This window comes from Paraburkholderia sp. A1RI_3L, assembly GCF_048957895.1.
Classification (GTDB): domain Bacteria; phylum Pseudomonadota; class Gammaproteobacteria; order Burkholderiales; family Burkholderiaceae; genus Paraburkholderia; species Paraburkholderia kururiensis.
In genome coordinates this window covers 64709-85456 of the sequence record NZ_JARCHA010000015.1, presented here as the reverse complement: position 1 = coordinate 85456, position 20748 = coordinate 64709, and the positions used below count along the sequence as shown (strand labels likewise).

Below are 20748 nucleotides of genomic sequence, written 5' to 3'. Positions count from 1 at the left end.
TACAACACTGTATTAGAATCCAGTGCTGTAGTCGGAATGCGCGCAGCGTTGCCGTCGCTCCGCTTCTTTGTTCGAGATCGGATCGCGATCGACGTGGCCTGCCGCTATGCCCTGCTTTCTGCTCTGCCTTTGCCTCGTCTTTTGCCGCGTCCGGCCCTGCGCCGCTCGCGTCGGCGCGGGGCCGTTTCTCCAGTCGAGGTCGATGTGAATCATCCCGGTTGTGACGTATGGCCCTTCGCAACAAGACACTCCCGCCGCGCCGGGGCTGCGGTACCCACGCGCGACACCGCGCGGCTGCTGCGCCGCGGCACCCGGACGCTTTTCGTCGCCCTCGTCGCCCCCCTCGCCCTCCTCTCCGCCTGCCACAAGCCGGCCGACATCGCGCCCGCGGCGCGGCCCGTCGTCGCCGTCGCGGTGCAACCGGATGGCGCGCCGGTCATGGTGTCGCTGCCCGGCGAGGTGCAGTCGCGCTATTCGACGCCGCTGTCGTTTCGCATCGGCGGCAAGATCGTCGAGCGGCGCGTACGCCTCGGCGATACCGTGAAGGCCGGGCAGACCGTCGCGCAGCTCGACCCCGCCGACGTGCAGAAGAACGCCGCGAGCGCCGCGGCGCAGCTGGAGGCGGCACAGCATCGGCTCGTGTATGCGAAGCAGCAGCTCGATCGCGACCGCGCCCAGGCGCGCGAGCAACTGATCGCGCCCGCTCAGCTCGAACAGACCGAAGACGCTTACACATCCGCCGCCGCCCAGCGCGACCAGGCCGCGCAGCAAGCCGCGCTCGCTCGCGACCAGCTTCGCTACGCCACCTTGCACGCCGACCATGACGGCGTGATCACCGCCGAGCAGGCGGATACGGGGCAGAACGTCGCGGCGGGCCAGGCGGTCTACACGCTGGCCTGGACCGGCGACATCGACGTGGTCTGCGATGTGCCCGAAAACGCCGTGGGCGGCCTTGCGGCCGGACGCGCGGCGCAGGTGACGCTGCCGGCCCTGCCGGGCCGCGTTTTCGCTGCGCGCGTGCGCGAAGTCTCACCTGCGGCCGATCCGCAGAGCCGCACGTATCGCGTGAAGCTCACGCTCGATCATGCGGGCGCCGACGTTCGGCTCGGTATGACGGCGAACGTCGTTTTCGCGAGTGCGAATGGCATGACGGGCGCTGAAGCTTCCCAGTCGCCCCAAGCCAGCCAGGCCGGCCAATCCACCCCATTCGTGCAGTCGAGCGGCCCGACCTTCACGCTGCCCGCCACGGCCCTCTTTCACGACGGCAACGCGCCGGCCGTGTGGGTTGTGCGGATGAACAGCCATGCCGGCCAAGCGGCCAGCGCTGCAAACACGGCGAACGCGGCCAATGCAGGCGCCGCAGCCGACACCGGCACACTCGAACTGCGCCGCGTCACCGTGGCACGCTACGGCGAGCGCACCATCGCCGTCACGCAGGGGCTCGCGAGCGGCGAGCGCGTCGTGCTGCAAGGCGTGCATACGGTAGCGGCCGGCGAGCAGGTCCGGCCCGTGGCGCCGCTGCATCCTGAGGACTTCGCGTCATGACGGCCGCACGCGAGGAAGGGACCCATTCAGGCGTGGGTGCAGCCGCCGAAACCGGCGCCACCCAACGCTTCAACCTCTCGGCATGGGCGCTGCGCCACCAGGCGCTCGTCGTGTTCGTGATCGTGCTTGCCACGTTGTTCGGCGTGCTGGCCTACACGCGGCTCGCGCAGTCCGAAGACCCGCCCTTCACGTTCCGCGTGATGGTGATCCAGACCTTCTGGCCCGGCGCCACCGCGCGTCAGGTCCAGGAACAGGTCACCGACCGCATCGGCCGCAAGCTCCAGGAAACGCCTTATATCGACTTCCTGCGCAGCTACTCGCGCCCCGGCGAATCGCTGATCTTCTTCACGATGAAAGACTCCGCGCCCGTGAAGGAGGTGCCGCAGACCTGGTACCAGGTGCGCAAGAAGGTGGGCGACATGGCGGCGACGCTGCCGCCCGGCGTGCAAGGCCCGTTCTTCAACGACGAGTTCGGCGACGTCTACACCAACATCTACACGCTCGAAGGCGACGGCTTTTCACCGGCGCAGCTGCACGACTACGCGGACCAACTGCGCACCGTGCTGCTGCGCGTGCCCGGCGTCGCGAAAGTGGACTACTTCGGCGACCCGAACCAGCACATCTACATCGAGATATCGAACACGCAGTTGACGCGCCTCGGCATCACGCCGCAGCAGCTCGCGCAGGCCATCAATTCGCAGAACGCCGTCACGTCCGCGGGCACGCTAACCACCGCCGACGACCGCGTGTTCGTGCGCCCGAGCGGCCAGTTCAAGGACGTCAAAGCGCTCGCCGATCTGCTCGTGCGCATCAACAACCGCTCGTTTCGCCTCGGCGACATCGCCGTGATCCGGCGCGGCTACGACGACCCGCCCGTCACGCAGATGCGCTCAGGGGGCAAAGCCGTACTCGGCATCGGCATCACGATGCAGCCGGGCGGCGACGTGATCCGCCTCGGCAAGGCGCTCGACGCGCAGACCTCGGAATTGCAGGCGCGGCTACCGGCGGGACTCAAGCTCGTGCAGGTGTCGAGCATGCCGCATGCGGTTTCGCGCTCGGTCGACGACTTTCTCGAAGCCGTGGCCGAAGCCGTTGCCATCGTGCTGATCGTGAGCCTTGTCTCACTCGGCGTGCGCACGGGCATGGTGGTGGTGATCTCGATTCCGGTCGTGCTTGCCGTCACGGCGCTCTGCATGTACCTCTTCGACATCGGCCTGCACAAGGTGTCGCTCGGCACGCTCGTGCTGGCGCTCGGCCTGCTCGTGGACGACGCGATCATCGCCGTCGAAATGATGGCCGTGAAGCTCGAACAGGGCTGGAACCGCACGCGTGCGGCGGCCTACGCCTACACGAGCACCGCCTTTCCGATGCTCACGGGCACGCTCGTCACCGTGTCGGGCTTTTTGCCCATCGCGCTCGCGAAGTCGAGCACCGGCGAATACACGCGCTCCATTTTCGAGGTCTCCGCCATCGCGCTGATCGCGTCGTGGCTCGCGGCCGTCGTGCTGATTCCGCTGCTGGGCTATCACCTGCTGTCTGAACGCAAACGGCCGGCGCACGCGGCCAACGATCCCGCCAGACACGACGACGACCACGAGCACACCGACATCTACGACACACGCTTCTACGACCGCCTGCGCGGCTGGGTCAGTTGGTGCATCGAGCGGCGCTTCGTGGTGCTGGCCATCACCGTGGCGCTCTTTATCGTGTCGCTCGCGGGCTTCACGCAGGTCGCGCAGCAATTCTTCCCAAGTTCCGACCGTCCCGAATTGCTCGTCGATCTGCGGCTGCCCGAAGGTGCGTCGTTCGAGGCGACGCTGCGCGAGGCCAGGCGTTTCGAACAAGCAATTGCAGGTCGGCCCGAGATCGATCACAGCATCGACTTCGTCGGCACCGGCGCGCCGCGTTTTTATCTGCCGCTCGACCAGCAGTTGCAGTTGCCCAACTTCGCGCAGTTCGTGATTACGGCGAAGTCGGTGGAAGAGCGCGAGAAGCTTGCGCGCTGGCTCGAACCCATGCTGCGCGACACGTTCCCTGCGTTGCGCACGCGGCTTTCGCGGCTCGAGAACGGACCGCCTGTCGGTTATCCCGTGCAGTTCCGCGTGAGCGGCGACGACATCGCGACGGTGCGTTCCATCGCCGAACGTGTGGCCGCAAAGATGCGCGACGACGCGCGCACGGTCAACGTGCAGTTCGACTGGGACGAACCGGCCGAACGTTCGATGCGCTTCGAGATCGACCAGAAGAAAGCACGCGAACTGGGGGTGAGTTCGGAAGACATCGCAAGCTTTCTCGCCATGACGCTCTCGGGCTACACCGTGACGCAGTATCGCGAGGCGGACAAGCTGATCAGCGTCGATCTGCGCGCCCCGCAGCGCGAACGCGTGGACCCCGAGCGCCTGACGACGCTCGCCATGCCCACGCCGAACGGTCCGGTGCCGCTCGGCGCGCTCGGCAGCATGAAGCCCGACCTCGAATACGGCGTGATCTGGGAACGCGACCGGCAGCCCACGCTCACCGTGCAGTCGGACGTGACAGGCAACGCCCAGGGCATCGACGTGACGAAAAGCATCGACCAGTCGCTCGCACCCATTCGCGCCACGCTGCCGGTGGGCTATCGCATCGAGGTGGGCGGCTCGGTGGAGGAAAGCGCGAAGGGCCAGGCGTCGATCAACGCGCAGATGCCGATCATGATCATCGCCGTGCTCACGCTGCTCATGATCCAGCTGCAGAGCTTTGCGCGCGTGCTGATGGTCGTGCTGACGGCGCCGCTCGGCCTGATCGGCGTGGTGGCCACGCTGCTGCTCTTCGGCAAGCCCTTCGGCTTCGTCGCGATGCTCGGCGTGATCGCCATGTTCGGCATCATCATGCGCAACTCGGTGATCCTCGTCGATCAGATCGAACAGGACATCGCGGCGGGCCACCGGCGCTTCGATGCGATCGTGGGCGCCACCGTACGGCGTTTCCGGCCCATCACGCTGACCGCGGCTGCTGCCGTGCTCGCGCTCATACCGCTGTTGCGCTCGAACTTCTTCGGGCCGATGGCTACGGCGTTGATGGGCGGCATCACGAGCGCCACGGTGCTCACGCTCTTCTATTTGCCCGCGCTCTATGCGGCGTCGTTCCGCGTGCGCAATGACGAAACTGAGGGCGAGCGTGAGAACGAACGCGAGCGCCGCCCGCGTGCGTCCGACGAACATACGGGGAACTGATCATGAAGACGCCTGTGGTCCTGTTCGCCATCGCGACAGCGGCAAGTCTCAGTGCCTGTTCCTTCGGTCCGAACGGCAATCCGCCGGCCATGCCGCAGCCCGAACACTACGGCGCGGCGGCGCAGCCTGCGCAGACCGTGTCCGCGCAAGGCGTCGCGCAGACCTTCGTGGTGGGCGCGAGGCCCGTGCCCGAATGGTGGAAGCTGTACCGTTCCGATGCACTCGATGCGCTCGTCGATGAGGGCTTGCGCAACAGCCCCACGCTCGCGGCCGCTGACCGCAACCTCGCGGCGGCCCGCGAGCAACTGCGCGCGCAGATCGGCAAGTCGCTGCTGCCTTCCATTGACGCGGGCGGCCAGGCCACGCGCGAGCGCGCGCTCGGCATTCCGGAAGCAGGACCGAACACGGTGCTCTACAACGTGTTCGTCGGCCAGTTGCAGGCGAGCTACACGTTCGACCTGTTCGGCGCGGCGCGGCTCGAAAACGCGGCGCTCGCGGCACGCGTCGGCATGCAGGCGTTCCAGTTCGATGCGGCGCGACGGGCGCTGGCGGCCAACATCGTGTCCGCGGCGATCTCGGCGGCGGCGCTGCATGCGCAGATCGATGCCACCGAGCGGCTCGTCGCACTCGCCAACGACGAAGCAGGCGACCGCGAGAAGCGCTACGCGCTTGGCGCCCTCGCGCATGCGGACGTGCTCGCCGCCCAGCAGAACGCCGCGTCGCTCGCGGCGGGCCTGCCCGGCCTTCGCCAGCAGTGGCTCACCACGCGCCACGCGCTTGCCGTGCTGCTGGGCCGCACGCCCGACGCCGCCCCGCCCGACCTCGACCTCGCGAGCCTCGACGTGCCGCGCGACGTGCCTGTCGTCGTGCCCTCGGACCTGCTGCAGTCGCGTCCCGACATCCTCGCCGCGAGTGCCGCGCTGAAGGCCGCGGCAGCCGACGTCGGCGTGGCCACGGCGCAGATGTTCCCGAGCCTTTCGCTCACGGCGTCGATGGGCAAAGGCGGCTTTAGTTGGCCCGCGATGCTCTCCGGCGCGGGCGCGCTGTGGAGCGTGGGCGCGTCGCTCTCGCAGCCGGTGTTTCATGGCGGAGCGCTCCTCGCGCAACGGCGCGCCGCGATCGCATCGTACGACGCGGCCGTCGCGCAATACCGGCAAACCGTGCTTGCCGCATTCGAGAACGTGGCCAATACGCTCGCCGCGCTCGAACACGACGCCGAGGCGCTCGCGGCGGCGGGCACCGCGGCACGCGCGGCGCAAGGCGCATTCGGCGAGACCGCGGCGCGCCAGCGTCTTGGCGCGCTGCCGCCGTCGGCTGCGCGCTCCGCGGAGCAGCAGTGGCGCAACGCGCAGCTCGATGAGATCCGCTATACGGGCGCGCGTCTCTCGGACACGGCGGCACTGTTCCAGGCGATGGGCGATCCGCCCGCGCCTCGCGCAGAGGCGGCACCCGCCGCGTCTGCGCAGCGGGCGAGCGGCGATACGGGCAATAGCGAAAGCACGGCAGCGCGCTGACCGTCGGCTCGTGCGCACCGACAGCGCTATGCTTGCGGCGTAGCGAACCCGGAGACGTCGCCATGTCCGAACGACCCAGCTCAACATCCATCGCACCCACCGCGCCGCGCGAAATCGACTTCTGGTTCGACTTCGCCAGCAACTACAGCTACCTGAGCGTCATGCGGATCGAGCACGCGGCTGCCGAAGCCGGCGTCCCGGTGCGATGGCAACCGTTCCTGCTCGGGCCCGTGTTCGAGCGGCTCGGCTGGTCAGGACCGCCGTTCGTCGTGCAGAAGGAAAAAGGCGCCTACGTGAAACGCGACATGGAGCGCCTGTGCGCCAGATACGGTCTGCCGTGGACGTGGCCGTCCACCTTTCCGCGCCGCGCGCTCTTGCCCATGCGGGTGGCCGCCTTCGCCGCGGGAGAGCCGTGGATCGGCGCCTGGTGCCGCGAGATCATGCAGATGAACTTCGCCGAGGATCGCGAGATCGACACACCCGAAGCGGTACACGAAGCGCTCAACCGCCTGAGCTTGCCTGCCGACGAGATCGTTGCCGCGGCGCTGAGCGACGAGCACCGCGCGAAGCTGCGCACGCAAACGGCGACCGCAATCGAACGCGGCATTTTTGGCGCGCCGACGTTCTTCGTGGGCGACGAGATGTTCTGGGGAAACGACCGGCTCGAAGATGTGATCGCGTGGGCGGCGGGCCGGACCAGCGCGTGAGCGCCTGGAGCGTCTAAGCGGAGAGACAAGTGCGGGCCACCTGCATCAGGCGTCCGCGCGGATGGTGACGCACTGCCGGCCAGTTATCCCCAGATTGTGTTGAAGAGCCTGTTGAAAACTCGCCGACAAATGCCCTAACCCGTTGAGCCGCCGACGCTTTCGGCATGCGATGCGAAATGCGCCGGGGCAGGTTCAACGAGTGTTGCTACAGCGTTTAAGGCTTGTTGGATTCGAACAGATCGATGATCTGCTTCTTCTCGGTGGAGCTGACGGCGGGCGGCGACATTCCGGCCGGCCCCACGTTGCCTGTCGCGTCGCTCGCGCCGGCCAGTGCCGCGCCCGAGTCCATGCCGATGCTCGCAACGAAACCGTTGCCGGGCGTCATGTCGGCGAAATACAGCTCGCCGTTCACCACCGTCACGCCATCGGGTTGCGGCGGCTCTTCCTGCGGCACGCCGCGCAGCGCGCGCTGCATGTACTCCACCCAGATCGGCAACGCGAGCTGTGCGCCGAACTCTCGGCTGCCAAGGCTCTTCGGCTGGTCGTAGCCCATCCAGGCCACCGCGACGAGCGTCTTCTGGTAGCCCGCGAACCAGCCGTCCTTGGCGTCGTTGGTGGTACCCGTCTTGCCCTGCAGGTCGGAACGATGCAACACGTTGGTGCCCGCGCCCGTGCCCGAGGTCGCTACCGTGTGCAGCAGGCTGTTCATGACGAACGCGTTGCGCGGCGAGAGCGTCTGCGGCGCGTTCTGTCCGGCCACGAGCGGCTGCGCCTTCGAAAGCGGCTGGCCGTGCGCGTCGTCCACCTCGCTGATCAGATACGGGTTGATCCGGTAGCCGCCGTTCGCAAAGACCGAATACGCGCCCGCCGACTGCAACGGCGTGACGAGCCCCGCGCCGAGCGCCATCGGCAAATACGGCGGCGTCTTGTCCGCGTCGAAACCGAAGCGCTGCGTCACGTAGTCCTGCGCGTACTTCGTGCCGATGTACGAGAGGATGCGGATCGAGACGAGGTTCTTCGACTTCGCGAGCGCAAGACGCATCGGCATCGGACCGTCGGGCTGGTCGTCGTCCTTCGGCTCCCAGGCATCACCGCCCGGCGTGGTGGGCGGGAAGTACAGCGGCGCGTCGTTGATGATGGTGGCTGGCCCCAGGCCCTTTTCGAGCGAGGCCGAATAGATGAACGGCTTGAAGCTGGAACCCGGCTGCCGCCATGCCTGGGTCACGTGGTTGAACTTGTTCTTGTTGAAGTCGAAGCCGCCCACGAGCGCGCGGATCGCACCGTCCTGCGGCGTGAGCGAGACGAGCGCGCCCTCCACCTGCGGCAGCTGCGTGATCTGCCAGTTGCCGTTCGCGTCGGCCACGAGCCGGATGATGGAGCCGGGCCGAATGCGCAGCGCCTGGCCCGCGCGCGGCGACAGCGCCGCGCCGACGAATCGCAGCCCCTCGCCCGTCACGGTGACGCCCGTGCCGTCGAGCATCTGCGCCTTCACGGTCTTCGGGCTCGCTTCGGTCACCACAGCGGCGACGATCTCGCCGTTATCGGGGTGATCCGTGAGCGCATCTTCGATCGCCTGCTCGCGGTCGTCACCGCTCGCGGGCAATTCGACGAAGCCTTCCGGTCCGCGATAGCCGTGGCGCCGCTCGTAGTCCATTACGCCCTTGCGCACGGCGCGATAGGCGGCTTCCTGGTCCGCGGAATCGATGGTCGTGGTCACCGTGAGCCCACGCGTGTAGGTTTCGTCCCGGTATTGCGAGTACATCATCTGCCGGACCATTTCGGCGACGTACTCGGCATGCACGCTGTACTCGTTGCCCGCGGCCTTCGTGTGGATCTCTTCCTTCACCGCGGCTTCGTATTGCGGCTGCGTGATGTAGCCGAGGTCGAGCATGCGTTTGAGGATGTATTCCTGGCGCACCTTCGCGCGGTGCGGGTTCACCACCGGGTTGTAGGCCGAAGGCGCCTTCGGCAGGCCCGCGAGCATGGCGGCCTCGGCGAGCGTGATGTCCTTGAGATCCTTGCCGAAGTACACGCGCGCAGCGGCCGAAAAGCCGTAGGCGCGCTGGCCCAGATAGATCTGGTTCATGTACAGCTCGAGAATCTGGTCCTTCGTGAGTGCGCGCTCGATCTTGTAGGCGAGCAGCATTTCGTAGATCTTGCGCGTGTAGGTCTTCTCGCTCGACAGGAAGAAGTTGCGCGCCACCTGCATCGTGATCGTGCTCGCACCCTGCGAGGCGCCGCCGTGCAGCAGGTCCGTGAAACCCGCGCGCAGAATGCCCACGAAGTCGACGCCGCCGTGCTCGTAGAAGCGGTAGTCCTCGATGGCGAGCACCGCCTTCTTCATGACGTCCGGAATGTCCTGGAAGCGCACGAGTTGCCGGCGCTCTTCGCCGAACTCGCCGATCAGCACGTGGTCCGCGGTGTAGACGCGCAGCGGCACCTTCGGCCGGTAGTCGGTGAGCGCATCGAGCGAGGGCAGTTGCGGGGCCATCACCACGAGCCCGTAGCCCACGATCAACGCGCCGACGACGGCGAGCGTGGCGATCAGCCCGACGAACCACAACGCGATTGAGCGGCCGATGGTGCGCCCACGGTCGACACCATCGCGCGACGTGGTGTGTCGCTGCGGTTCGCGGCCCTGCGGCTGGCGGCTGGAGTGGAAGGAAGGTTCCCGATCGTCGGACGGGTAGCGCGGGGAAGACGGTCGTTTGATGATAGGCATGACTGGAATGGTTCGGAGGTGTCTCTTGCACCCCTGCTGCGTGCGGCCGCACGCGTGTGGATCGTGGTCATGGCGTGTGACGCGGACTGCGCCTCACCTTGCCTGGCACGTCTCGTACGCGGTACGGCGCGCGAAGAGGCGAAAGCGCAACGAACACGAAACTAAGGCGCATGGCCGGCTACGCCCCCGTCCGGCCACGCCGCGCTGGAATGCGGTATCCCGGCGCAGTGCAACAGCGCATTTTAAAGAATTCGCGCGGGCTGCTACGCGCTTTTTTTGTAAGAATTTCCTTGCGAAAGTTCCCGGGCTTACCTTCGCGCTGTAGTAGCCCGCCGCCGCTTTGCCACTTCGCCTCGGCACAAGCCCGGCCAACATGGCTTCGCCAAAGTGTCGGGTTATCAACAGAAATTGTTGAAAAGCCTGGGGACAATGCCTCTGCAAACCTGGCAAGCCTTTGATGGCACGATATTTTCTTGGCATGCCTGTTTCGGGCCGTCTTCAAGGGGCCTTCGAGCCCTATGCCAGTCGGGCCCCCTCTGCGACAGCGCACGAGAGCCCGCGTCGCCGTATGATGGACGCGCAACGTCTGGCGCGTCCGCCGTTTTTCCATCGAGGCCTTATTCCCGCGAGCCGATCGCAAACGAGCCGACCATGAACAAGCCCAGCGAACGTATCGTCGTCTTCGTCACGCCTGCGCAGAAGCGCGCCATAGCCGCCAGCGCAGAACAGCTCGGCATCAGCGTGAGCGAGCTGATGCGGCGGGCGGTGCTCGCCTATGGCGGCACGGCCGACCAGGTGAAGGCGGCAAGCATCGTGGATCGACTTCATGCGCCACGTGAGCCGGATGCGCTTGCCGAAGCGCTGCGCAAGGTCACGGCACACACGCGGACTGCGCAAGGCGGCGCTGGCGCACTCAACGGGGCACTTAACGGCTCACTCAACGGGGAACGAGGTGCTGCCAAAGATCCGGCAAGAGCCGGGGCGCGCGCAACAGCGCACTCAGCGGAAAGAAGCCCGGGCGATGCTGCGGCGAGTTCCTTGCCGCCCGCTGCTTCACCCGTCGCTGCCGTCTTGCCGCCCTTGCCCGAACCGCCTGCGCTTCCGCCGCTGCCGGACCTGTCGGTTCCGCCCGATCCGGACGAAGCATTGCTGCGTGACGTCGAAAACGCGGTGGCGCGCGTGGCCGCGGCAGAAGCCGCATCGAGCGGGTCGCATGCTGTTGCTCCGCAGGTGGGGGATGCGCTCGCGGGCGAAGCGCCCGGGCGCGGGGCGCCAGCGGCAGCCGCGGCAAAGCGGGCCGCAACGGCCACGCGCAGGGAAGCCGACAGCGACGATCTGCCCTTCTCCGGCACCGCGCCCGAAGGCGGGCATTTCGCGTGAGATGCCTGCGCGGCCTCGCGCAATTGGGCTTGCCGTGCGCTTGCGTGCCGCTGCCCGTGTGGCACGCCAGACCGCTTCCCGATCGCCCCCTTTAAGGCCGGTTTATCGTTCCCCTTTAAGACCGGTTTAAGCGACCCGGTGGTGTAATATCCGCGAGCAGTTCGGGCCTTGCCGACAGCGCAACTCGCCACGCGTTTCGTGTCCGCGCGTCGCGCTGTACCGCAAGCTGCGATGGCACTCATCGCTATTGCAATCTCGCAAGGCGCCCCGATCTGCGCGCTGCATGCGCGGTCCGTTCCAGACAGCGTAAGCTGAAGGGCCCCGCATGCACGGCGCGCCGCCTCACCGCGATGCGCGCCGCTTTCAATCCACGGAGGAATTCATGTCGCTTTTTGATTCTGTCTCGCGCACGCTGAAGGGTCTGCTCAACGATGCTGCCGAATCGGTCCAGGATCCGTCGCGCGACGCGCGCCAGATCGTGCGCGAGCTCGACGACAGCATTGGGAAAGCGGAAAACTCGCTGATCGAGATCCAGGCCCAGGTCGCCACGCAACAAAGCAAGCGCGACGTGGCCGCCGACAAGGCGAAGAAGTACGAAGACGGCGCGAAGCGTGCGCTGCAATCCGGCGACGAAGCGCTCGCGCGCGAGGCGCTTGTCGCGCAGTCCAACGCCGAGGCAGAGCGCGACGCGCTCACGGCCGAACTCGCGAAGCTCGAACCCTCGGTCGATCATCTGAAGCAGCAGATCGACGAGATGCGTCAGCGCCGCAACGACCTCAACGCGCGTTCCAATATCCTGCAGGCGAAGCAGCAGATCGCCGAAGCGAAAGACGTGGCGGCCACGGCGCTGGGCGGCATCGGCGGCAAGAACCTCTCGCAGGACTTCCAGAAGCTCGAAGACAAGGTCGCGCTCTCGAACGCACGCTCGGACGCGCGTCTGAACTCCGCCGACGAGACAAGCGGCAAGGCGCTCGACGACAAGCTCGCGGCGCTTTCCAAGGGGCCGTCCGTCGACGACCGGCTCGAGGCGCTGAAGAAGCAGTTGAATACGCCGGCGCAATAAGCCCCAGTAAGCGGCCGCGCGAGTGGAAGGCGCCGCGCTCATGCATCACACGGCGCGCTTGCGGGTCCGCACCTTGCGCGCCGCCTTCCTGTCCCGACTGTCATGGAGACGGGCGTCAAACCGCCCGGCCCACATCATGAAAAAGTTTCTAGTCGCTGCATTCGCATCGCTCGCGATGATCTGCGGCGGCGCGTTCGCGGTGCCGAGCGTCCAGCAGATCGAATCGGCCATGTCGCAAGGCAACTGGCAGCAAGCCGACGCGGGCCTCACGCAAGTGCTCGAAGCGCATCCGAACAACGCCCACGCGCACTACCTCTATGGCCAGGTGCTCGAACGCGAAGGCCGCTACGGCGACGCGCTCGCGCAGGTCGAACAGGCGAAGTCGCTCGATCCGCAAATCCGCTTTACGACGCCATCGCGCTTCGCGCAGGTCGAAGCGCGCATTCGCGCAAGCGCGCAGCGGACCGGCAGCGTGACCACGCGCCGCGCCGACAACCCGTTCGTCCAGCAGGCCGCGCCCGCGCAGACGCCGCCGCCCGGCACGTTCTCCGCAGCGCCGGTGAAGCACGGTCCTTCGATGGGCATGTGGATCGGCATTGCCGTGCTGCTGGTCGCCATTGCGCTCGTGCTGCGCTGGACCGTGCGCCGCGCGAAGTCGAGCGAAGACACGCGCGCCAACGACGATCGCCGCGTGCAGCTCAAGCGCGCCACCGACCTGCTCAACGAAGTGCGTTCGCTGAAGCTCGACGTGCGCCTTTCCACGGCACCGGGTCACGAGGCGCTCGAAAAGGACGTTGAAGCCACCGAAGCGCAGTTGCGCGAGCGGGTGGAGGCGCTCTCGAATGCGAGCAACCCCGTGCCGCCCTACGAGATCGAAGCGCTCGAGCGCCAGGTGGCAAGCCTCAAGGCACGCGCCGAGGGCCGGCCCGATCCGAACGCGCAAACCGCGCAGACCGCAGCGTCCGGTGACCGCACAGGCGAATCCGTGTTCGCGCGCGAAGCGGACGAACGCTTCGGCCGCGGCCAACAGCCCGGCTATGGTCAGCAAGGCCCCTGGCCCGCGCCCCCACCCCAACAACAGCCGCCTGTGATCATCCAGCAAGGCGGTGGCGGCTTCGGCGGCGGCATGGGCGGGCTGCTCACCGGCGTGCTGCTCGGTGAGGCGCTCAATAGCGGGCGCGACCGCGTGGTGGAACGCGACGTGATCGTCGACGACGAACGGCGCCGCCGCGAAGCCGACAACGGCGGAGGTGTCGATTTCGGTCAGGGCTCGAACGACTGGAACGACGACAACTCGGGCGGCAACGTCGATCTCGGCAACGACGACTCGGGCGGTTGGAACGACACCTGAGCAGTTCGTCCGCCACCGACAGCGCCACTCAGACACAGGCTCCGCGGCCCACGCCACGGAGCCTGTTTCTTTTTGCACGCCGGACGCGACTCGACGCGGCAGCGCTCAGCCCATATCGTGCTGCGCGAGCATCGCCGCCCCCGCGAAGAGCCGCATGATGAAGCGCTCGGCGTACCCCACGAGCGCCTCACGCTGCGTCGCGTGATGGATGTATTCGTGCGAGAGATGGAAGAGTTGCAGCACGATCTGCGCGCAGATTTCATCGACGGCAGTGCGTGGCAGACCGGGCACGAGGTTCAGTTGCACGACGTCGTCGGCCATTTCCTGCGAGACCTCGTTGAGATTGCTGCGCACCGCGTCGCGCAACGCGGCCGACGTTCCGTGGTACTCGGCGAGCGCGCAGAGAAACGCGTCGCGATGGTCGAGCACGAAACCGAAGAATGCTGCACACGCGCGACGCGGCACGCTGAACGGTTCGTCGTGCGCGGCGAGCCAGCGCTCACGGCGCAGCATCGGACGCAGCCGCGCGCTGATCCACTCGAGCGCCTCGCGCGCGAGATCGTCGAGCGTATCGAAGTGGCGGTAGAACGTGTTGGGGTTGAGACCCGCCTCGCGCGCGAGTTCGCGGATACCGAGCGTCGCGAGACTGCGCCCGCCCGCGGCCAGACGCAGCGCGGCTTCGATGAGGCGCCGCTTGCCGGGCGCGAGTTCGGGTTCCTCTGGAGCAGTTTGCATGCGGTTTGAAGGACAGGCTCGGAAACGCGGCGCGGGACCGGTATGCCACGCGCGCGTGCCGTCTCGTCGGTTGAACGCTGTTTGAATGCAGCCGTTATGTCGTTCCGGCGCGCCGCCTGAACCACGGGCCGCCTTGACGCGAAGTGTACACTTGTCTACCCTGCGCCGTGAACGCCGGCCTTCGTGCAATTGCATGTGATGGCACCTGAAATCAAGCCTCGCATTGCGCCTGAAACCTGAAGCTTGAAGACACCGGCGCCTCCATCCCTTCGTCCGCTGGAGCCCATCGCATGCCGCTCACCTCGCCTGGCTCGCCGGGTTCGTCCGCCATGCCGCGCATCGCCATCGTGGGCAGCGGCTTTGCCGGCATCGGCATGGCGATCCGTCTGCTGCGCATGGGCATTACGCCGCTCGCGCTCTACGAAGCCGCGGACGACATCGGCGGCACCTGGCGCGACAACACTTACCCCGGCGCGGCGTGCGACGTCCCCTCGCATCTGTATTCGTTTTCTTTCGAGCCGAATCCCGCGTGGACGCGCGCCTATGGACAGCAGGCCGAGATTCTCGAGTATCTGCGGCATTGCGCGCGCAAGTACGGCGTCGAACCGCTTGTCCGGCTGCGCACGCGCGTCGCCGCGGCGCGCTATGACGAAACGCGCGGCGTCTGGAATCTGCAGCTTCAGACGCATGACCCACAGCACGGTACGCATTCGCAGGAGACAACGGAAACAGCAGAAACAACGGAAACAGTCGAGGCCGACGTCGTGATCTGTGCCGCCGGGCCGCTCTCGCGCCCGGCGCTTCCCCAGATAGCAGGACTGGAGCGCTTCGAGGGCAAACTCTTTCACTCCGCGCGCTGGGACCACGCGTGGCCGCTCGACGGCAAGCGCGTGGCCGTGATCGGCACAGGCGCGAGCGCCATCCAGTTCGTCCCGCAGATCCAGCCGCGCGTGAGTCATCTCGCCCTATTCCAGCGCACGCCGCCCTGGATCCTGCCAAAGCCCGACCATCCCGTGAGCCGCCGCGCGCAATGGCTGTTCCGGCATCTGCCGTTCACGCAGCGCCTCGTGCGCAGCACGATCTACTGGCGGCTCGAGTCGCGGGCGATCGCCTTCGTCGTGAGCCCCGGGCTCATGAAGTATCCGCGCCAGTTCGGGCTCAGCTACCTCGCGCGCAAGGTGAAAGACCCGCAGTTGCGCGCGAAGCTCACGCCCGACTATCTGCCCGGCTGCAAGCGGATTCTGCTGTCGAGCGACTACTACCCTGCCATCACGCAGCCGAACGTCGACGTGATCACCACCGGCATTCGCGAGGTGGTGGCCGACGGCGTGGTGACCGTGGACGGCACGCACCATCGCGCGGACGCGATCATCTGCGGCACCGGCTTTCACGTCAACGACGTGGGCGCCCCGTTCGAGGTAACCGGTGTGGGCAGTGCCGATCTCAGCGGCGCGTGGCTGCGCGATGGCCCGCAGGCGTATCTGGGCACGAGCATCGCGGGGTTCCCGAATTTCTTCATGATGGTGGGTCCGAACACGGGGCTCGGCCATAACTCGATGATCTACATGATCGAGTCGCAGGTCCGCTATATCGCCGACTGCATTCGCGCGCTCGAACGCCGCGGCGCCCGCACGATGGACGTGCTCCCCGACGTGCAGCACGACTTCAACGCGCGGCTCCAGGCCACGCTCGCGCGCACCGTCTGGCAGACCGGCTGTCACAGTTGGTATCAGACGCGCAGCGGCAAGAACACGTCGATCTGGCCGGGCTTCACGTTCAGCTTCCGGCGCCGCACGCGGCGCGTGCGCGAACGCGAATACCGCTTTACGGCGTAGCGTTCGCGTAGGACGGGCTGCTGCTCGCCGCGCGTGCATGTCGTTATGCACGTGCACAAGCTGTACTGAGCGTGTGCCTGTCCAGCCGCATCAGAAACACCGCAGCCTCCACCAATAAGAACAGGGAGACATGAATGGCAAGCCTCGATTCCACGCATCCCGATGCATCGGCCGGCGCACGCGCGCTGCCGCCCCGCTCGTTCGCGCAGCGCCTTGGCCTTGTGAGCGTGCCCCGCGACGTGCTCGCGCAGCGCTACACGCAAACCGGCTCGAAATTTATCGACGTCATGGGCGCGAAAGTGCATTACGTTGATGAAGGAAGCAGTGAAGGCAGCGCAGGCGACGGTGAGCCTATCGTGATGATTCACGGCTTCGCGTCGTCGCTGCATACCTGGGACGTCGTGGCGGCGGGGCTCGCGCGCGAGCATCGCGTGATCCGGCTCGACCTGCCGCCGTTCGGCGTGACGGGGCCGCTGCGCTCGGCGCGCGGCGCGATCGAAACGATGAACCTGCCGATGTACCGGCGCTTCATCGATACCTTCATGAGCGCGCTCGGCATCGGGCAGGCCACGCTCGTGGGCAACTCGTTAGGTGGACTGATCTCGTGGGATTACGCCGTGCGGCATCGCGGCGCAGTGAAGCGGCTCGTGCTCGCGGACGCCGCCGGTTTTCCGATGAAGCTGCCCGTCTATATCGCGCTCTTCAACCATGCGCTCGTGCGTCTCAGCGCGCCATGGATGCTGCCCGAAGCCATCGTGAAAAGCGCCGTGCGCAACGTCTACGGCGACCCGCGCAAGATCGATGCCGTCACGCTGCGCCGCTACGTCGACTTCTTCCACGGCGAAGGCACGCGCGAGGCCATCGGCAAGATGGTGCCCACGCTCGACTTCGCGGACCTCGACACGGACGTGTTGAAGACACTCGACGTGCCCACGCTCGTGCTGTGGGGCGAAAAGGACCGCTGGATTCCGCCCGCCCACGCAGCCGACTTCGCGGCACGCATTCCGGGCGCAAAACGCGTGATGTACCCCGGGCTCGGCCACATTCCGATGGAAGAAGCGCCCCACCAGGTGCTTGCCGATCTGCGGACGTTCTTCGCCGGCGGCACGAAGGCATAGGGCCGAGCCACGGGCGGCAGGGCGGCAGATTGGCCGCCCTCGCCTCTCAGCGCGCCGGGGTGGCTGCCACGCGGCCCGCGTACACGCGCGTGTCGTAGGCGAATTCCACGGTGCCATCCTGCGCGGTCGCGTCGAACAGTTCGCGCAGGGCCGCGAGCATCGGCTCATGGTTCGGATGCCCGGGTTTGGGCGCGTACGACGACGACATCAGCCGGCCCTTCAGTGCGTCGAAATCGAGTCGCTGCGCGTTGGGGAACACCGCCTTGTGCTCGAAGCCGTCGCCGAACCAGCGCGCCATCGCAGCGTCGTCGCCGTAGCGCTCGGCCACCTCCTGGTAGTCGACGCCATAACGCTGCAGCAGCGCCTCGTAGCCTTCGAGGAACGGCGTGCCCGCAACGAGCCGGCTGTTCCAGAACAGCATGACGACGCCGCGCGGCTTGAGAATGCGCGCGAACTCGCGTTTCGTGCCTTCCTCGTCGAACCAGTGAAACGCCTGGGCCGCAATGACGAGATCCACGCTGGCGTCGCCGAGCGTGGTGGCCTCCGCGGTGCCCGCGGCGCTGCGATAACCCGGATAACCGCCGAGCCACTGGTCGGCCGCGTGGCGCATGGCCGTGTTCGGCTCCACCGCCACCACGGGGTGTCCTGCCTCGAGAAAGAGCCGCGCCGAAATGCCCGTCCCCGCGCCGATGTCCGCCACGCGCGCATGAGGCGCCACACCACAGTCGATATGCGCGAACGCGACGACCTCGCGCGGGTACGACGGCCGGTATTTCACGTAGTCGGCCACGCGGTCGGTGAAACGCTGGGTGGAATCGTGCAGCATCGGGCATCCTCGGTCGCGTCAAAGACGCACCACGTTACCCGAGATCGGTACGCCTCGCATGACGCCCGGCTTTCAGCCGCCGCCCAGAAACCGCAGCAGGCCCCACAGGAAGCGCACGACGAGCACGATGAGTTCCCAGAGCCGCACGAGCTGGTCCCAGCCGGCGGCAAAGCCGGGCGGCGTCTGGCCGGCAAGCCGGTCCGCCAGCGCGGCCACTGTGTCGATCATCGCGATTGTCCTTATGCGCATCGGAGCGCGGGCGCTGTGCGCCCGCTCGCCCTCATTTTCGCCCGTGTGCGGCAAGCCGAGGGCGGTTACGCGAGCCATGGCGCACGTGCTGGAGGGCGTTGCCCAGATGCCCCGGGCAACGCTCGCATGGCGGACAACAGGCGCAGAAGGTTGACCTCAAGCGACGCGGGTCGCATGCGGCACCGTGACGTCGCCCCTCGGACCGCCACCCGATCCCGGGCCGCCACCGGGGCCGCCGGGTCCGCCACAGAATGGCCAACCCCAGCAGCAGCCGTTGAGCGTCGACGTCAACGCAACCAGCACAGCGACGGCAAAGACCCTTTTCAGTTTCGTCATGACGTACTCCCCGGTTTCAACGGTGCGGGGCCAACAGGATCGTCGCGATCACACCGGTCGTGATTGCGACCAGCACGAACTCGCCATTGACCTGCAGCCATTGATAGCCGGCGGGCGGCGGCGCCAGATCGCGCGCGCGCCAGTCGTTCACGACATAGCGCGGATCGCGATAGTCGGGCGGCACAGGGTCGCCACGGTGCCAGTCGCTGTGGGGCACGGGACGCCGCGCATCATGCCCCATCGGGCCGTCGCCGTGCGGGCCGGGCCGCTCCTGTGGCGCAGGGCCCCCGGGAGGCGGGTCGCCGGGGACCGGTTGCGCAAAGGCCGACAGCGTCGTGCCGAGCATGCAGGCCGCCACGGCAAGCGAAAGGGGGCGTTTTTTCATGTGTGGGTTCTCCCTGGGTAAAACCTCGAAAACAGGACCTCGAAAACAGGACCTCGAAAACGGGACCTGGAAAATGAAGCGTCGAAAGCGGTGACGATGCTCCCAAAAGTCCTGCCCGCGAGGGTTACGCCCCCTTACCGAACCTCACCCGCTGCGACAGACTGCCTCAGTCCGCGCCAACTCAAGTCACCCGCCAGCCCGCCGTAAACACGTGAAGAAGACGCGGCCTGCGCACGCTGACGACCGCGCTGTTTCGCACCATTGCGCACCATGAAGGAGACTCCCCGATGACGCGTTTTCGCTTTCGTCGTACCACGCGCGCGCGGTCGATCGTCGACGATATTGCGGCCCAGGCGGGCAGGCTCGGCATCGAGATCTGCGACGTCTCTGGCCACGTCGACGAGGTCGCGGCACGCGTGGAGCGGCAGGCCGAAGTCTGTCACGCGCTGCGCGAGTCGGCGGCGCAGACCCTGAGCGGCAACCATCGCATTGCCGAAGCGGCGCGCGCCATGCGCACCGTCACGGCCGGCACCGCGGAGAACGTGCAGCAGTCGCAGCAAACCATCGAATCGTCGCTCGCCGACATCCACGGCCTCGTGGAAGGCGTCACCGTGATCGAGACCCAGATCGCGGCACTGCGCACGGCGCTGGAACACGTGAGCCGCGTGTCCGAGGAAATCTCGCTGATCGCCCGCCAGACCAATCTGCTCGCGCTCAACGCGGCGATCGAAGCGGCGCGCGCCGGCGAGTCCGGCAAGAGCTTCGCCGTGGTGGCCGCCGAGGTGAAGAATCTAGCGGCGAAAACGGCGCAGGCTACGAGCCAGATCGAAACCACCCTCACCCAGCTCACGCGCCAGACCGACGAATTGATGACCGAAGGCGCCGCGAACACGGCGCGCGCCCACCGCGTGCGCACGGGCACGGCCATGATCGGCGAAGTCGTGCACTCGACGGGCCACGCCATCGCGCAACTCAACGACGAGGCCGCGCAGATCGCCGAACTCACGGGCCAGATCGAGGTGCAATGCGACGGCCTCGAGGCGCAGGTGCTGGAGATGGCGAGCGACGTGGAGGATTCGGGCCGCAACTTCGTCCACGCGAAGGATCAGTTGGGCAAGCTGCTGGGCGTGTCGGAGTCGCTAATCGAGCTGACTGCGGCGACCGGCGTGGAAACGGCCGACACGCCGTTCATCGAGGCGGTGCAGCAAGCCGCGGCGAAGATCGGCAAGCTGTTCGAGGCGGCGGTGGCGCGCGGGGATATCACGACGGACGATCTCTTCGACGGCCATTACGTGCCCATCGCCGGCACGGACCCGCAGCAGTTCATGACGCGCTTCACCACGTTCACGGACCGCGTGCTGCCCGCGGTCCAGGAGCCGCTTCTCAAGCTCGACGAGCGCGTGGCGTTCTGCGCCGCCGTGGACACGCGCGGCTACCTGCCCACGCACAACCTCAAATTCTCGCAGCCGCAACGCGAAGACCCTGTCTGGAACTCGGCCAATTGCCGCAACCGGCGCCTCTTCAACGACCGCACAGGTCTCGCGGCGGGCTCGCACACCAAGCCTTTCCTGCTGCAGACGTATCGCCGCGACATGGGCGGCGGCGCGTTCGTGCTGATGAAAGATGCGTCGGCGCCCATCTTCGTCAATGGGCGCCACTGGGGCGGGTTCCGGATGGGGTATCGGGTTTAAGCGGCGGCTCGGGGCAGCGCGGAGCGGCTCGCTTGCCAAGCGAGCCGCCTGCCAGGCGAATGGGTGAAGCGGGGTCGGT

At 67.1% G+C, this 20748-nt stretch carries 15 protein-coding genes; 10 read left to right on the top strand and 5 right to left on the bottom strand.

The genetic code is table 11. The features are described 5' to 3' along the window. Positions 1-294 precede the first annotated feature (294 nt). The 4 genes from PXJ20_RS28455 to PXJ20_RS28440 all read left to right on the top strand — a co-directional run bounded on the left by PXJ20_RS28455 (position 295) and on the right by PXJ20_RS28440 (position 6978). Positions 295-1545: an efflux RND transporter periplasmic adaptor subunit gene (locus tag PXJ20_RS28455; RefSeq protein WP_421030909.1), complete on the top strand. Its 1251-nt coding sequence runs from the start codon at positions 295-297 to the stop codon at positions 1543-1545. Then, complete coding sequence (locus tag PXJ20_RS28450; RefSeq protein ID WP_421029229.1) at positions 1542-4757, top strand: efflux RND transporter permease subunit; 3216 nt, start codon at positions 1542-1544, stop codon at positions 4755-4757. The genes PXJ20_RS28455 and PXJ20_RS28450 overlap by 4 nt, the downstream gene beginning before the upstream one ends. Positions 4758-4759: 2 nt before the next feature. Next, positions 4760-6271 carry an efflux transporter outer membrane subunit gene (locus tag PXJ20_RS28445; RefSeq protein ID WP_421029228.1) on the top strand — a complete coding sequence of 504 codons (1512 nt, stop codon included), beginning with the start codon at positions 4760-4762 and terminating at the stop codon, positions 6269-6271. A gap of 62 nt (positions 6272-6333) precedes the next feature. Further along, positions 6334-6978, top strand: coding sequence for a 2-hydroxychromene-2-carboxylate isomerase (locus PXJ20_RS28440; protein ID WP_421029227.1), 645 nt, complete (start codon positions 6334-6336; stop codon positions 6976-6978). A gap of 214 nt (positions 6979-7192) precedes the next feature. On the opposite strand, the gene PXJ20_RS28435 is transcribed toward PXJ20_RS28440, so the two are convergent. Then, complete coding sequence (locus tag PXJ20_RS28435; RefSeq protein WP_421029226.1) at positions 7193-9700, bottom strand: penicillin-binding protein 1A; 2508 nt, start codon at positions 9698-9700, stop codon at positions 7193-7195. 651 nt (positions 9701-10351) lie between these two features. On the opposite strand from PXJ20_RS28435, the gene PXJ20_RS28430 reads away from it, so the two are divergent. The 3 genes from PXJ20_RS28430 (at position 10352) to PXJ20_RS28420 (ending at position 13494) form a co-directional block, all read left to right on the top strand. Then, on the top strand, positions 10352-11080 hold the full coding sequence (locus PXJ20_RS28430; protein WP_421029225.1) for a plasmid mobilization protein: 729 nt from the start codon (positions 10352-10354) through the stop codon (positions 11078-11080). Positions 11081-11462: 382 nt separating this feature from the next. Continuing rightward, positions 11463-12143, top strand: a complete 681-nt coding sequence (locus PXJ20_RS28425) for a PspA/IM30 family protein (protein WP_413213772.1) — start codon at positions 11463-11465, stop codon at positions 12141-12143. 136 nt (positions 12144-12279) lie between these two features. Further along, positions 12280-13494, top strand: coding sequence for a tetratricopeptide repeat protein (locus tag PXJ20_RS28420; RefSeq protein ID WP_413213771.1), 1215 nt, complete (start codon positions 12280-12282; stop codon positions 13492-13494). A 105-nt stretch (positions 13495-13599) separates the two neighbouring features. Here the strand turns inward: PXJ20_RS28420 and PXJ20_RS28415 are convergent, their stop codons facing one another. Then, on the bottom strand, positions 13600-14229 hold the full coding sequence (locus PXJ20_RS28415) for a TetR family transcriptional regulator (RefSeq protein ID WP_421029224.1): 630 nt from the start codon (positions 14227-14229) through the stop codon (positions 13600-13602). Positions 14230-14519: 290 nt separating this feature from the next. Between PXJ20_RS28415 and PXJ20_RS28410 the strand changes: the two genes are divergently transcribed. Then, positions 14520-16064: a flavin-containing monooxygenase gene (locus tag PXJ20_RS28410; RefSeq protein WP_421029223.1), complete on the top strand. Its 1545-nt coding sequence runs from the start codon at positions 14520-14522 to the stop codon at positions 16062-16064. A gap of 134 nt (positions 16065-16198) precedes the next feature. After that, entirely contained in the window at positions 16199-17182 is a 984-nt protein-coding gene (locus PXJ20_RS28405) for an alpha/beta fold hydrolase (RefSeq protein ID WP_421029222.1), read from the top strand. 46 nt (positions 17183-17228) lie between these two features. Here PXJ20_RS28405 and PXJ20_RS28400 read toward each other — a convergent pair whose 3' ends face one another. The 3 genes from PXJ20_RS28400 to PXJ20_RS28390 all read right to left on the bottom strand — a co-directional run bounded on the left by PXJ20_RS28400 (position 17229) and on the right by PXJ20_RS28390 (position 18978). Continuing rightward, positions 17229-18008 carry a class I SAM-dependent methyltransferase gene (locus PXJ20_RS28400; protein WP_421029221.1) on the bottom strand — a complete coding sequence of 260 codons (780 nt, stop codon included), beginning with the start codon at positions 18006-18008 and terminating at the stop codon, positions 17229-17231. A 72-nt stretch (positions 18009-18080) separates the two neighbouring features. Continuing rightward, a complete protein-coding gene (locus PXJ20_RS28395) occupies positions 18081-18236 on the bottom strand; it encodes a hypothetical protein (protein ID WP_421029220.1) in 156 nt (51 codons plus the stop codon). 373 nt (positions 18237-18609) lie between these two features. Then, entirely contained in the window at positions 18610-18978 is a 369-nt protein-coding gene (locus PXJ20_RS28390; RefSeq protein WP_421029219.1) for an RcnB family protein, read from the bottom strand. A 287-nt stretch (positions 18979-19265) separates the two neighbouring features. On the opposite strand from PXJ20_RS28390, the gene PXJ20_RS28385 reads away from it, so the two are divergent. Further along, positions 19266-20669 carry a methyl-accepting chemotaxis protein gene (locus tag PXJ20_RS28385; protein WP_017775953.1) on the top strand — a complete coding sequence of 468 codons (1404 nt, stop codon included), beginning with the start codon at positions 19266-19268 and terminating at the stop codon, positions 20667-20669. The last annotated feature ends 79 nt before the right edge of the window (positions 20670-20748 follow it).